Source organism: Streptomyces sp. NBC_00090, assembly GCF_045160815.1.
GTDB lineage: Bacteria > Actinomycetota > Actinomycetes > Streptomycetales > Streptomycetaceae > Streptomyces.
Genome location: NZ_CP108224.1, coordinates 3,482,804 through 3,496,620, shown reverse-complemented (window position 1 = coordinate 3,496,620; position 13,817 = coordinate 3,482,804). Strand labels below are relative to the sequence as shown.

At 71.7% G+C, this 13,817-nt stretch carries 10 protein-coding genes and 1 other RNA gene; 10 read left to right on the top strand and 1 reads right to left on the bottom strand.

Going from position 1 to position 13,817, the window contains the following annotated elements; all coding sequences use genetic code 11:
- The first annotated feature begins 21 nt into the window (after positions 1-21).
- From ftsX to ssrA, 4 genes are all read left to right on the top strand, one after another.
- Entirely contained in the window at positions 22-939 is a 918-nt protein-coding gene (gene ftsX / locus OG361_RS15355) for a permease-like cell division protein FtsX (RefSeq protein ID WP_405853908.1), read from the top strand.
- A 78-nt stretch (positions 940-1,017) separates the two neighbouring features.
- A complete protein-coding gene (locus OG361_RS15350) occupies positions 1,018-2,175 on the top strand; it encodes a S41 family peptidase (RefSeq protein ID WP_405853906.1) in 1,158 nt (385 codons plus the stop codon).
- An 18-nt stretch (positions 2,176-2,193) separates the two neighbouring features.
- The gene (gene smpB / locus OG361_RS15345) at positions 2,194-2,733 is read left to right on the top strand and encodes an SsrA-binding protein SmpB (protein WP_384563982.1); all 540 of its coding nucleotides are present in this window, start codon (positions 2,194-2,196) and stop codon (positions 2,731-2,733) included.
- Positions 2,734-2,831: 98 nt separating this feature from the next.
- Positions 2,832-3,225: a transfer-messenger RNA gene (ssrA, locus tag OG361_RS15340) on the top strand.
- Positions 3,226-3,274: 49 nt separating this feature from the next.
- On the opposite strand, the gene OG361_RS15335 is transcribed toward ssrA, so the two are convergent.
- Entirely contained in the window at positions 3,275-4,525 is a 1,251-nt protein-coding gene (locus OG361_RS15335; RefSeq protein ID WP_405853903.1) for an MFS transporter, read from the bottom strand.
- Between the two features lie 83 nt (positions 4,526-4,608).
- Between OG361_RS15335 and OG361_RS15330 the strand changes: the two genes are divergently transcribed.
- The 6 genes from OG361_RS15330 (at position 4,609) to OG361_RS15305 (ending at position 13,614) form a co-directional block, all read left to right on the top strand.
- Positions 4,609-5,616 (top strand): LysR family transcriptional regulator, encoded by a 1,008-nt coding sequence (locus OG361_RS15330; RefSeq protein WP_405853901.1) that lies wholly within the window; start codon positions 4,609-4,611, stop codon positions 5,614-5,616.
- Between the two features lie 423 nt (positions 5,617-6,039).
- The gene (locus OG361_RS15325; RefSeq protein WP_405853899.1) at positions 6,040-7,419 is read left to right on the top strand and encodes a nitrate/nitrite transporter; all 1,380 of its coding nucleotides are present in this window, start codon (positions 6,040-6,042) and stop codon (positions 7,417-7,419) included.
- A gap of 84 nt (positions 7,420-7,503) precedes the next feature.
- Entirely contained in the window at positions 7,504-8,640 is a 1,137-nt protein-coding gene (locus tag OG361_RS15320) for a uroporphyrinogen-III synthase (protein WP_405853897.1), read from the top strand.
- Positions 8,641-8,826: 186 nt separating this feature from the next.
- Positions 8,827-9,372 (top strand): GNAT family N-acetyltransferase, encoded by a 546-nt coding sequence (locus tag OG361_RS15315; protein ID WP_405853895.1) that lies wholly within the window; start codon positions 8,827-8,829, stop codon positions 9,370-9,372.
- Positions 9,373-9,452: 80 nt separating this feature from the next.
- Positions 9,453-11,810, top strand: a complete 2,358-nt coding sequence (locus tag OG361_RS15310; RefSeq protein ID WP_405853893.1) for a HelD family protein — start codon at positions 9,453-9,455, stop codon at positions 11,808-11,810.
- Positions 11,811-12,201: 391 nt separating this feature from the next.
- On the top strand, positions 12,202-13,614 hold the full coding sequence (locus OG361_RS15305) for an NAD-dependent malic enzyme (protein ID WP_405853891.1): 1,413 nt from the start codon (positions 12,202-12,204) through the stop codon (positions 13,612-13,614).
- Positions 13,615-13,817: the final 203 nt, after the last annotated feature.

The following is a 13,817-nucleotide window of genomic DNA, read 5'->3' as shown; positions in this document are numbered from 1 at the left end:
CGAGTAGGAGAAAGCAGACCCATGCGCGCTCAGTTCGTGCTCTCCGAGATCGGCGTCGGTCTCCGGCGCAACCTGACGATGACCTTCGCGGTCATCGTCTCCGTGGCCCTCTCGCTCGCCCTCTTCGGCGGCGCGCTGCTCATGCGCGAGCAGGTCAGCACGATGAAGGACTACTGGTACGACAAGGTCAACGTCTCCATCTTCCTCTGCAACAAGACCGACGCGGCCACGGCGCCCAAGTGCGCCAAGGGCGCGGTGACGGGACAGCAGAAGGAGCAGATCGAGGCCGATCTGCAGGAGATGGACATCGTCGAGTCGGTGCACCACGAGTCGGCCGACGAGGCGTTCAAGCACTACAAGGAGCAGTACAGCGACACCGCCATCGCCTCCGTCATCACGCCGGACCAGATGCAGGAGTCGTTCCGGGTCAAGCTCGAGGACCCGGAGAAGTACAAGGTGGTGGCCACGGCCTTCGCCGGCCGCGACGGCGTCGAGTCGGTCCAGGACCAGCGGAACATCCTGCAGAACCTCTTCGACCTGATGAACGGCATGAACATCGCCGCCCTCGGCGTCATGGGGCTGATGCTGGTTATCGCGCTGATGCTGATCGTCAACACGGTCCGCGTCTCGGCCTTCAGCCGCCGCCGCGAGACCGGCATCATGCGGCTCGTCGGCGCGTCCAGCTTCTACATCCAGATGCCGTTCATCATGGAGGCCGCCTTCGCCGGGCTCCTCGGCGGCGCCGTCGCCTGTGTGCTGCTGCTCGTCGGCCGGTACTTCCTCATCGACCACGGCATCGCGCTCGCCGAGAAGATGCAGCTGGTCAACTTCATCGGCTGGGACGCCGTCTTCGCCAAGCTGCCGCTGGTGCTCGCCATCGGCCTGCTGATGCCGGCCGTTGCCGCGTTCGTCGCGCTGCGCAAGTACCTGAAGGTGTGAGAAGACACCCCTGACACCGGATGGCGTCGTACGGTCAAAGCCCGTGCGGCGCCATTCCCTTGTCCTAGAGTGGGCGCCATGCCGGCCGGCACCGACCACCTCTGTATCCGGCCCCGCGGAGTGCTCCGTGGGGCCGTTCTGACGTTGGTCTTCACCGGCGTCCTCGCCACCGCCGCCGCCACGGGCTCACTGCCCCGGCAGGAGAGTGCGGGCGCGGACCCCGCCCGTACGGCCACGGTGGACCGCGCCGCCCTGAACCGGGCCGCCGCCGCGGCCATGGCCGACGGGAAGTCGGGCAAGCAGGCCGCCGAGGAGTTCGTCAGCCGCAGCGGCGACCGCTGGGGCGCGGTGTACGACAAGAGGGAGTACGCCGAGTTCGAGCAGGCCCTCGACGGCACCTACACGGGCGTGGGCCTCTCCGCGGGCCGGGCGGCCGAGGGCCGGGTCCGGGTGACCCGGGTGCAGGCCGGCGGCCCCGCCGAGCGGGCCGGGCTCCGGGCCGGCGACCGGCTCGTCTCCGTCGACGGACGTCCGGTCGGCGGGCTCTCCGTCTCCGAGGTCGTCGCCCTGCTGCGCGGCGACGGGGTCCCCGGCTCGGCCGTCGCCCTCCGGATCGAGCGCGGCCGCACCGCCTGGACGCAGACCCTCCACCGGGCCCGGCTCGCGACGGACCCGGTCACCGTCCGCCGCCTCGACGAGGGGGCCGTCCTGATCAAGGTGGCCGCCTTCACCAAGGGCGCGGGCGCGCGCGTACGGGACGCGGTACGGGACGCCCCGGCCGGCGCGGGAGTCCTCCTGGACCTGCGGGGCAACTCCGGCGGCCTCGTCACGGAGGCCGCCGTCGCCGCCTCCGCCTTCCTCGACGGCGGCCTCGTCGCCACGTACGACGTGGAGGGCGAGCAGCGGGCCGTGTACGCGGAGGGGGGCGGCGACACCGGCCGGCCCCTGGTGGCGCTGATCGACGGCGGCACGATGAGCGCGGCCGAGCTGCTCACCGGCGCCCTCCAGGACCGGGGCCGGGCGGTCACGGTCGGCTCGCGGACCTTCGGCAAGGGCTCGGTGCAGATGCCGAGCGCCCTGCCGGACGGTTCCGTCGCGGAGCTGACCGTCGGCCACTACCGCACACCCGCCGGTCACGCGGTCGACGGCCGGGGCATCACGCCCGACCTGGCGGCGGGGGAACGGGCCGAGGAACGGGCCCGCACGGTATTGAGTGGCCTCGGAGGGGGCTCGTAGTGCGAAAATGACCGCACTATGGCAAAGGGACTCGTGAACGTGCAGGGCAAGCCTGCGAAGAAGAACCAGGACAAGGCGCCCGAGCGCAAGCTGATCGCGCAGAACAAGAAGGCGCGCCACGACTACCACATCATCGACACGTACGAGTGCGGTGTGGTGCTGATGGGCACCGAGGTGAAGTCGCTGCGGATGGGCCGGGCGTCGCTCGTCGACGGCTTCGTCCAGATCGACGACCATGAGGCGTGGCTGCACAACATCCACGTCCCCGAGTACATGCAGGGGAGCTGGACCAACCACTCGGCGAAGCGGAAGCGCAAGCTGCTGCTGCACCGCGAGCAGATCGACAAGCTGGAGTCGAAGGCCCAGGAGACGGGTCACACGATCGTGCCCCTCGCTCTGTACTTCCTGGGCGGCCGGGTCAAGGTCGAGATCGCGCTCGCCAAGGGCAAGAAGGAGTACGACAAGCGTCAGACCCTGCGGGAGAAGCAGGACACGCGCGAGACGAACCGGGCCATCGCGGCGGCCAAGCGCAAGCAGCGGGCCGCCCAGTCGGTGTAGCGGCGCGGTCGCGGGTAATACGCTGGCGACAGCCCCCGTCGGTCACGTACGATGGGCCTTGCACCCCACAGAGGGTGCGACCTTTGAAAAAACAACATGGGGATGATCGGTTTCGACAGCGGATTGTCGAAACAGGGGAAGCGTGTCGAGGAAGCGGCAATGATCTCGTAAACCATATGTCGCAACCAATAATCGCCAACTCCAAGAGCGATAACTCCCGCTTCGCCCTCGCTGCCTAATTTTAGGTAACGAACAGAAGCCTCTGTGAGGAGCGTCAGCCCGGGGGTGGTCCCGACCCGGATCCTGGCGTCATTTAGGGATCTAAACCTCTAGCCCCGGTCACGGGGGTTAGAGGGAAATCAAACAGTGACTGAGCCCGTCGGAGACTTGTCCGCGTGATCTCCGGGGCTGAGAAACTCGTAGCGGACTGCGCACGGAGAAGCCCTGTTTCTGCACCGGTGGACGCGGGTTCGATTCCCGCCATCTCCACTCATCCCATGTGGGCGAAGGCCCGGCAGTCGTCATGACTGCCGGGCCTTTGTCATGCCCGGACACGGGGCGACCGGCCCACCCCCGTCGCCACGCACAGCGCGAGCGCCAGGGCCGCCGCGGCCACCGGGATCAGGAAGCCGAAGGCGGGGAAGGGGGCGTGATCGGCGGCCCAGCCGCCGACGGCGGAGCCTGCCGCGATGCCGCCGAGCAGGGCGGTCACGGCGAGCGTCATGCCCTCGTTGAGCTGGGACTCCGGGGTCAGGCGCTGCACCAGGCCCATGCCCGTCACCATCGTCGGGGCCGTCGCCATGCCCGCCACGAGGAGCCCGGCGGCGAGGGCGAGCAGCGAACCGGTGGCGGCGGCGAGCAGGGGCATCGCCATCAGGAGGGTCATCGCGGCCAGGCAGGTGCGGAGGCCGGCGGTGCGGCGGGCGCGGCCGTAGAGGAGGCCCGCCGCGCAGGAGCCGGCGGCCTGGAGGGCGAGGACGGGGCCGGCGGCGGGGCCGTCCACGAACGCCAGGGCCACCACCTCCATGGCGCCGAAGATCGCCCCGCCGGCGAGGAAGACCGAGAGGAGGGCCGCCATGCCGGGGGCGCGCAGCGGGGAGCCCGTGGAGGTGCGCGGGGCGACCGGCGGCTCGGTGGACCGCTGGGCGGCGAAGAGCAGGATCCCGCCCAGGTAGAGGGTGGCGGCGACGAGGGTGCCCGCCTCGGGGAAGAGGGCCGAGCAGAGGAGCACGGTGAGGACCGGGCCGAGCATGAAGCAGAGTTCGTCGACGGCCTGCTCGAAGGCGTTGGCGGTGTGCAGGGCGTCCGGGTCGCCCCGGAGGAGGTGGGCCCAGCGGGCCCGGGACATGCCGCCGGTGTTCGGGGTGGTGGCGGTGAGGGCGGTGACGGCGAAGAGGGTCCAGACGGGGGCCTTCTCGTGGACGCAGAGGAGCAGGACCAGACGGCCCAGGACCGCGTAGGCCGCGGCCGGGACCGCGATGCGCGCCTGACCGTACCGGTCGATGAGCCGGGCGATCCAGGGGACGGTCAGCGCTCCGGCGGCCAGCCCCGCGGCGGTGACGGAACCGGCCAGGGCGTACGAGTCGTAGGCGGCCGCGATCATGATCACGGCGCTGATGCCGAACATGCCCGTGGGCAGCCGGGCGACCAGGTTTCCGGCGGTGAAGGCGCGGGTGCCGGGTATGGCGAAGAGACGGACGTAGGGATTGCGGTGCGGGGCGGCGGGCCGTTCGCGATAGCGAGGGGCGAGGGCCGGGCCCGCCGGGGTGAGGGTGAGGTCCGGTTGCGGCATGGATCAAGGTTCACGGGCGCGGGCCCCGTGGGTCCAACACCTGAACGGTGGCCATTCACGCACCTGTGTTGTTAAATGCGGCGGTGACCTTCTCGGGCCCCTCGCACGACATCGACCCCCGCCTCCTGCGCGCCTTCACCGCCGTCGCCGAGGAGCTGCACTTCACCCGGGCCGCCGCCCGCCTCTACCTCGCCCAGCAGGCCCTGAGCCGTGACATCCGGCGCCTGGAGCGGGAGCTGGGCGCCGAACTCTTCGTACGGACCACCCGGCAGGTCGCCCTCACCCCCGACGGAGAGCGGCTCCTCCCGTACGCACGACGGGTGCTGGCCGCCCACGACGAGCTCGGCGACGCCTTCCGCTCCGCGTCCCGGCCCCTGCTCGTCGACCTCAACACCCCCGGGCTCGCCCATGAGCGCGTCCTGCGGCGGGCCCGCGAGCTCGCCCCCGAGCAGGAGCTGATGGCCCGCTACGAGAGCGGACTCACCGGCGCCGCGCGGGAGATCCTCGCCGGGCGGCTCGACACCTCCTTCGGCCGGTACGGAGGGCTCGCCCCCGGGCTCCGGGCGCGGCTCGGCAGCCAGTTCGTCCGGTACGAGCGGATGGCCGTGATCCTTCCCGAGGACCACGAACTCGCGGCCCTCCCCGAGGTGCCGCTCGCCGGGCTCGCCGGGGAGCGGATCTACGCGGGCGCGGGGAACGACCGGACGCCCGAGTGGACCGACCTCGCCGTCCGGCTCTTCGCCGGGCGCGGGATCGAGGTGGCCGCGCCCGCGCCGCTCGCGATCGGCCACGAGGAGTTCCGGCGGATCATGGCCAAGCACCGCAACCCGGTCCTCGCCGCCATCGACTTCCCGCCCATGCCGGGCAGCGTGCTGCGCCCGCTCGTCGACCCCGTACCCCTGTCACCCGTGAGCCTGGTGTGGCGCAAGGGGCTCCGCCACCCGGGCCTGGACGCCCTGCGGACCGCCGCCGCGGAGATCGCAGCCCGGGAGGGCTGGCTGGAACGCCCGACCGGCTCCTGGCTGCCGGAGGGCGAGCCGGGGATACCCGGACAACCCGCCACCCCGAGTCCGAGGACGTTCACCCCGTAGAGCCTGGCGAGTGAGCCCGGGCCTGTCCCGGGCGGTGCGCTTCGAGACCCGTACACGTCCCGCCCCAGAACCCGGCGAGAGAGCCGAAGGGGCGCGCCGGGGATACCCCGGGAACCAGCCACCCCCGGGACCGGCGAGTGAGCCGAAGGGGCGCGCCGGGGGAACAGGGACGAGCGCGCGGAGCCTCCCGAGGAACGAGGGAGGCGAGCACGGTCGGCCCTGTGAGCCCGGCTGGAGCGCCCCGGAGGCGAACCGAGCCTCCAAAAAAGGGGGCGCTCACAGGGGTCGCGCGCGCCGGGTGAGACCAAGGTTCCGTTCCCGTCACGTCGCGGCACCCCGGGCTGAAACGCGACCTCCCTAGCGTCTGTGGCAGGTGGACCGGGGCTGTGGACGCCCCAGGACCCGACACCGCGGAGGTGCGATATGGGCGGCCGATGGATTGAACGGTGGGAACCGGAGGACGAGATCTTCTGGCGTGAGAAGGGGGAGCGGATCGCGCGGCGGAACCTGATCTTCTCCGTGCTCTCCGAGCACATCGGCTTCTCGATCTGGAGCCTGTGGTCGGTCATGGTGCTCTTCATGGGGCCGCAGTACGGCGTGGACCCGGCCGGCAAGTTCTTCCTGATCGCGACGGCCACCTTCGTCGGCGCGCTGATCCGGATCCCGTACACCTTCGCCGTGGCCCGCTTCGGCGGACGCAACTGGACCGTCTTCAGCGCCCTGCTGCTCCTGCTCCCCGCGGGCTTCGCCTTCGCGGTGATGGAGCCGGGCACCTCGTACACGACGTTCGTCCTGGTGGCCGCGCTCACGGGCGTCGGCGGCGGCAACTTCGCCTCCTCGATGACCAACATCAACGCCTTCTTCCCGCTGCGGAAGAAGGGCTGGGCGCTCGGCCTCAACGCGGGCGGCGGCAACATCGGCGTCCCCGTGGTCCAGCTCGTCGGCCTGCTCGTCATCGGCACCGCCGGAGCCATGCACCCCAGGATCGTGCTCGGCGTCTACATCCCCCTGATCGTCATCGCCGCCGTGTGCTCCGCGCTCTTCATGGACAACCTGGCCCCGGTCAAGAACGACACCGGCGCCGCGAAGGAGGCCGTGAAGGCCCGCCACACCTGGATCATGGCCTTCCTGTACATCGGCACCTTCGGCTCGTTCATCGGCTACAGCTTCGCCTTCGGGCTCGTGCTCCAGACCCAGTTCGGACGCACCCCGCTCCAGGCCGCCTCGCTCACCTTCATCGGCCCGCTCCTCGGCTCCCTCATCCGGCCCGTCGGCGGCTCCCTCGCCGACCGGCACGGCGGCGCCCGCATCACCGTGTGGACGTTCGTCGCGATGGCCGCGGCGACCAGTGTGGTGATCTACGCCTCCGTGATCGAGTCCCTCGCCGTCTTCCTCGTCGGCTTCATCGCCCTCTTCGTCCTCAGCGGCCTGGGCAACGGCTCCACGTACAAGATGATCCCGGCGATCTTCCTCGCCCAGGGGCACCGCAAGGGCTTCTCCGGGGAGGCGGCCGAGGCCTACGGGCGACGGCTCTCCGGGGCCGCCATGGGCCTCATCGGGGCCGTGGGCGCGCTCGGCGGACTCGGTATCAACCTCGCCTTCCGGCAGTCCTTCCAGACCGCCGGGACGGGCACCGGGGCCTTCGTCGCCTTCCTCGCCTTCTACGGGGCGTGCACGGTCGTCACCTGGGCGGTATACCTTCGGCGGCCGACGGCCGTGCCCGAGACCGCCGAGGGAGCCGAAGCAGGCGCCGCGGACGGTGTCGCGGACGAGGCGTCCCGCCCCGGATACGCGAAGGTGTGATCCACCGTGCCCGGCGCGGACCGTAACGGCCAGGAAATACGGGAGAACCGAGTCTGTCACGCACCACCGTCAGGCTCTGGCCCCATGGACGAGCAAGAACACGGCCCCCTCGCCGGCTTCACGGTCGGTGTCACCGCGGCGCGGCGCGCGGACGAACTCATCGCGCTGCTGCGCCGACGCGGCGCGGCTGTCGTCCACGGCCCCGCTCTGCGGATCGTGCCGCTCGCGGACGACACCGAGCTCCTCGCCGCCACCAAGGAACTCATCGCCCACGCCCCGGACGTCGTCGTCGCCACCACGGCGATCGGCTTCCGGGGCTGGGTCGAGGCGGCCGACGGCTGGGGGTACGGCGAGGAGCTCCTCGCCGTCCTGCGGGAGGTCGAACTCCTCGCCCGGGGCCCGAAGGTCAAGGGAGCCGTACGGGCCGCGGGACTCACCGAGACCTGGTCGCCCTCCTCGGAGTCCATGGCCGAGGTCCTCGACCGCCTCCTCGCCGAAGGCGTGGACGGCCGGCGCATCGCGCTCCAGCTGCACGGGGAGCCGCTGCCCGGCTTCGTGGAGGCCCTCACGGCCGGCGGCGCCGAGGTCGTCGTCGTCCCCGTCTACCGCTGGATGCCCCCCGAGGACATCGGCCCCCTGGACCGGCTCCTCGACGCGACCCTCGCGGGCACGCTGGACGCGGTGACCTTCACCAGCGCCCCGGCCGCCGCCTCGCTGTTCTCCCGGGCCGAGGAGAGGGGCGTACGGGCGGAGCTGGTCGCCGCGCTGCGGCACGGGGTCCTCGCGGTGTGCGTGGGACCCGTGACGGCGCTCCCGCTCCAGGCGGAGGGCATCGACACGTACCAGCCCGAGCGGTTCCGGCTGGGCCCGCTCGTCCAGCTGCTCTGTACGGAGCTCCCGGCACGCTCGCAGGTCCTGCCGGTCGCCGGTCACCGGGTGGAGGTCCGCGGGCACGCGGTCCTCGTCGACGGCGGCCTGCGCCCCGTCCCGCCCGCCGGGATGGCCCTCCTGGGGCTGCTCGCCCGCCGCCCGGGCTGGGTGGTCTCCCGGGCCGACCTGCTGCGGGCGCTGCCCGGCGCGGGCCGGGACGAGCACGCGGTGGAGACGGCGATGGCCCGCCTCCGGACGGCGCTGGGCACCCCGAAACTGATCCAGACCGTGGTCAAGCGCGGCTACCGGCTGGCCCTGGACCCGACGGCGGACGACAAGTACGACGGCTAGCGGGTGCCCTGCAGAGGCGGCCTGCACGGGGTGTCCTGCACGCGGCGGCCTGCAACGGGGCGTCCTGCACAGGGCGTCCGGTACGGGGTGTCCTGCACAGGGCGTCTCCTGCACAGGGGTCCTCCCGAACAGGGGTCCTGCCGAACAGAAGTCCTGCCGGACAGGGCCGGGTTGTACCGTACGCGGATGATCTCCGAAGGACTCCGGATCCGCCGCGCCGACCCCGCCGACCCCGCCGAGGCGCCCGCGCTCGCCGCGGCCCTGCTGCGGAACCGGGCGCACATGAAGCCCTGGGAGCCGTACCGCCCCGAGCGGTACTACACGGCCGAGGGGCAGGCCGAGCGGCTCACGGACGGCGGGGTGCGGTGGTTCGCGGTCGCCGGGGAGACCGTGGTCGGCTGCGCGATCCTCTCCGGGATCGTCCTCGGCCCCTTCCGCAGCGGCTCCCTCGGCTACTGGGTCGACAAGGATCACACCGGGCGCGGCCTGGCCACCGCGCTCGTCGCGGAGGTCTGCCGGGCCGCGCGCGAGGAGCTCGGGCTGCACCGGATCGAGGCGGGGACCGTCCTCGACCACGGCGGATCCCAACGGGTCCTCGCCGAGAGCGGGTTCGTCCGTATCGGCACCGCGCCGCGCTACCTCCACATCGACGGGGAATGGCGCGACCACCACCTTTTCCAGCGGCTCCTGCACGACGACCCGCCGGCCGGGTTTCCGATCTCCGGCCCGTGAACATCGATCGCGCCTGACACGGCGCCTTCCGGTGGCGTACGCTCGACGGCTGCCCAGTGCACGTCAGAAGGGGGCCTTAGGTGGCCGCGCAGGAAGCCGTGGACACGGTCAGAGACCGTGAGATCGGTGTCGAGCAGGAACATCTGGATCAGGTCTACCGCCGACTGGAGGAGAAGATCCACGAAGCGGAGTTCCTGATGAACGACGCCGCCCAGCGGGGCCAGGTCGGCACGCCCGGCGCCCTCGCCGAGCGCGACGCCCAGGTGTTCCGCGCAGGCATCCACCTCAACCGGCTCAACAACGAGTTCGAGGACTTCCTCTTCGGCCGGATCGACCTCTTGTACGGGAAGGACGGCAAGAAGGGACCCGACGGCGCGTACACCTCCGTGGAGCCCGCCGAGGACGCCGTACGGACCGACGGCACCCATCAGTACGCAGACATCGGCGAGACCCTCCACATCGGCCGTATCGGCGTCCTCGACTCCGACTACGCGCCGCTCGTCATCGACTGGCGCGCCCCCGCCGCCGCGCCCTTCTACCGGTCGACCCCCGTCGACCCCGGCAGGGTCGTGCGCCGCCGCGTCATCCGCTCCAAGGGCCGCAAGGTCCTCGGCGTCGAGGACGACCTGATGCGCCCCGAGCTGCGGGCCACCCTCGGCGGGTGCGAGCTGCCCGTGATCGGCGACGGCGCCCTGATGGCCGCCCTCGGCCAGGCCCGCAGCCACACCATGCGGGACATCGTCTCCTCCATCCAGGCGGAGCAGGACCTCGTCATCCGCGCGCCCGCCGCCTCCGTCACGTACGTCGAGGGCGGCCCCGGCACCGGCAAGACCGCCGTCGCCCTGCACCGGGCGGCCTACCTGCTCTACCAGGACCGGCGGCGGTACGCGGGCGGCATCCTCATCGTCTCGCCGACCCCGCTCCTCGTCTCGTACACCGAGGGCGTCCTGCCCTCCCTCGGCGAGGAGGGCCAGGTCGCGATCCGCGCCGTCGGCAGCCTCGTCGACGGCTGCGAGGCCACCGCCTACGACGAGCCGGCCGTCGCCCGCGTCAAGGGCTCCTCCCGCATGCTCCACGTGCTGCGGAAGGCGGCCCGCGGCGCCCTGGAGACCCCGGCGCCCCGCCGGCCGGGCGGGGACCAGCTGGAGTTCGGCGAGGAGCCCGCCGAGCCCACCGGGACGCCCACCCGGCTGCGGGTCGTCGCCTTCGGCCGCCGGATCGAGCTGGAGGCCGACGAGCTCCGGCGCATCCGCCACAACGTCCTCGGCGGCACCGCCCCCGTCAACCTGCTGCGCCCGCGCGCCCGCCGGCTGCTCCTCGACGCGCTGTACGCCAAGTCCGGCGCGGTCGGCCGGCACAGCGACCCCGAGCTCGCCGCCGAGCTGCGCTCCTCCTTCGACGAGGACGTCTCCACCGAGGACTCCTTCCTCGGCTTCCTCGACGCCTGGTGGCCCGAGCTCACCCCGCGCGGGGTGCTCGACGCGATGGCCGACGAGCGGCGGCTCGGCCGCTGGGCCCGCCGGATCCTCAACCCGGGCGAGGTGCGGCGGCTCGCCCGATCGCTGCGCCGCCGGGAGCTCTCCGTCCACGACGTGGCCCTCCTCGACGAGCTGGGCACCCTGCTCGGCGCGCCGGCCCGGCCCCGCAAGAAGCGGGAGTACGACCCGCTGGACCAGCTCTCGGGCCTGGAGGAGCTCATGCCCGTACGGGAGGAGACGCAGCGCGAGCGGGCCGAGCGGCTCGCCGCCGAGCGCACCGAGTACGCGCACGTCATCGTCGACGAGGCGCAGGACCTGACGCCCATGCAGTGGCGGATGGTCGGGCGGCGCGGCCGGCACGCCACCTGGACGGTCGTGGGCGACCCGGCGCAGTCCTCCTGGTCGGACCCGGACGAAGCCGCGGAGGCCCGCGACGAGGCCCTCGGCAACCGGCCGCGGCGCCGCTTCGAGCTCACCGTGAACTACCGCAACCCGGCCGAGATCGCCGAGCTCGCCGCCAAGGTGCTCGCCCTCGCCATGCCGGGCAAGGAGTCGCCGCGCGCGGTCCGCTCGACGGGCGTCGAGCCCCGTTTCGTCCCGGTTCAGGAGACCTCGGGGAAGGTTGATCTGGCCGAAACCGTACGGTCCGAGGCGCGGCTGCTCCTGGAGCGGGTCGAGGGCACGGTCGGCGTCGTCGTCGCCATGAACCGGCGCGCGGAGGCCGCCCGCTGGCTCGCCGAGCTGGGCGACCGGGTGGTGGCGCTCGGCTCCCTGGAGGCGAAGGGCCTGGAGTACGACGCCACGGTGGTCGTCTCGCCCGCGGAGATCGCGGACGAGTCCCCGGCCGGTCTGCGGGTGCTCTACGTGGCGCTGACGCGTGCGACGCAGCAGCTCACCGTGGTCGCGGGGGCGGGGGACATGCCGGACGAGGCGGGGGTGCCGGACCTGCTGCGGGACTGAGCCGGAAGGTGGGCCCGGGGGCCGATTTCCGGTCAACCTGTGGCGCTGGAATCACCAAGCAGGGTGGTTTGTTAGCCTTGTCGTGGCACCGGCTCGATCCAAGCCCCCGGGCCCAACCTTCGTCCCTTTGAGGGACCACTTGCCGCGAGGCGAGCATGGCGGGTCGGTGCCATTTAGACATACACACAAAGTTGAGGCCCCAGTCACCTCCGGTGACCGGGGCCTCTTCTGTTTCCCCTGAGGTTCTCGTATGGTGGAAACTACTTTCCGAAAACAAAATGACCGCATTACCTGCTACCCGCAGGTAGGTGCGACCATCGGAGGGCGCCGCCAGGGCAACCAGCCGGGGCGGCGTAGCAATGAAGCTCAGGGAAAGCAGAGGAACTCGGCCATGGCAACGGCGCCCAGCGTCTCGTACTCGATGACGGTCCGGCTGGAGGTTCCCGCGAGCGGAACCGCGGTCTCCCAGCTCACCACGGCGGTGGAGTCCCACGGCGGATCCGTCACCGGCCTCGACGTGACCGCCTCCGGCCACGAGAAGCTGCGGATCGACGTCACCATCGCCGCCACCTCCACGGCGCACGCCGACGAGATCGTGGAGCAGCTGCGCACCATCGAGGGCGTCGTCCTCGGCAAGGTCTCCGACCGTACGTTCCTGATGCACCTCGGCGGCAAGATCGAGATGGCGTCCAAGCACCCCATCCGCAACCGTGACGACCTCTCCATGATCTACACCCCGGGCGTCGCCCGCGTGTGCATGGCGATCGCCGAGAACCCCGAGGACGCCCGCCGCCTCACGATCAAGCGCAACTCCGTCGCGGTCGTGACCGACGGCTCCGCCGTCCTCGGCCTCGGCAACATCGGGCCCATGGCCGCCCTGCCCGTCATGGAGGGCAAGGCCGCCCTCTTCAAGCGCTTCGCCGGCATCGACGCCTGGCCGATCTGCCTCGACACCCAGGACACCGACGAGATCGTCGCGATCGTCAAGGCGATCGCCCCCGGCTTCGCGGGCATCAACCTGGAGGACATCTCCGCGCCCCGCTGCTTCGAGATCGAGGCCCGGCTGCGCGAGGCCCTCGACATCCCCGTCTTCCACGACGACCAGCACGGCACGGCCATCGTCGTCCTCGCCGCCCTCACCAACGCCCTGCGCGTGGTGGGCAAGGGCATCGGTGACGTACGGGTCGTCATGTCCGGTGCCGGCGCCGCCGGTACGGCCATCCTGAAGCTGCTCATCGCGGCGGGCGTCAAGCACGCCGTCGTCGCCGACATCCAGGGCGTCGTGCACGCGGACCGCGCGGACCTCGTGGACGCCCCGGCCGACTCGCCGCTGCGCTGGATCGCCGACAACACCAACCCCGAGGGCGTCACCGGCACCCTCAAGCAGGCCGTCGTCGGCGCGGACGTCTTCATCGGCGTCTCGGCCCCGAACCTGCTGGGCGCGGAGGACGTCGCCGCCATGGCCGAGGGTGCCATCGTGTTCGCTCTCGCGAACCCCGACCCGGAGGTCGACCCGGCCGCCGCGCGCCAGACGGCCGCCGTCGTCGCCACGGGCCGCTCGGACTTCCCGAACCAGATCAACAACGTCCTGGTCTTCCCGGGTGTCTTCCGCGGCCTGCTGGACGCTCATTCCCGTACGGTCAACACGGAGATGATGCTGGCGGCGGCCTCCGCCCTCGCCGACGTGGTCACCGAGGACGAGCTGAACCCGAACTACATCATCCCGTCGGTCTTCAACGACAAGGTCGCCGGCGCCGTCGCGGGCGCGGTGCGCAACGCGGCCAAGGCGGCGAGCGGGCGCTGACGGCGCGTCGCGATTCGCGATGCCGCAAACCCGCCTTTAGGGTGGCTTTCCGGCTCCGCACGGAAATCAAGGAGTCGACGGAACGTCACCACTACGGGGCTCCGGCGCTTTTCGTGTGACCCCAGGGGGTGCCGGATTGGCGTTCCCGCCGCTGGTGGGGGCAGGATGCGTGTTTGGGCGCGAGGGTCTGTCATTAGACCCGG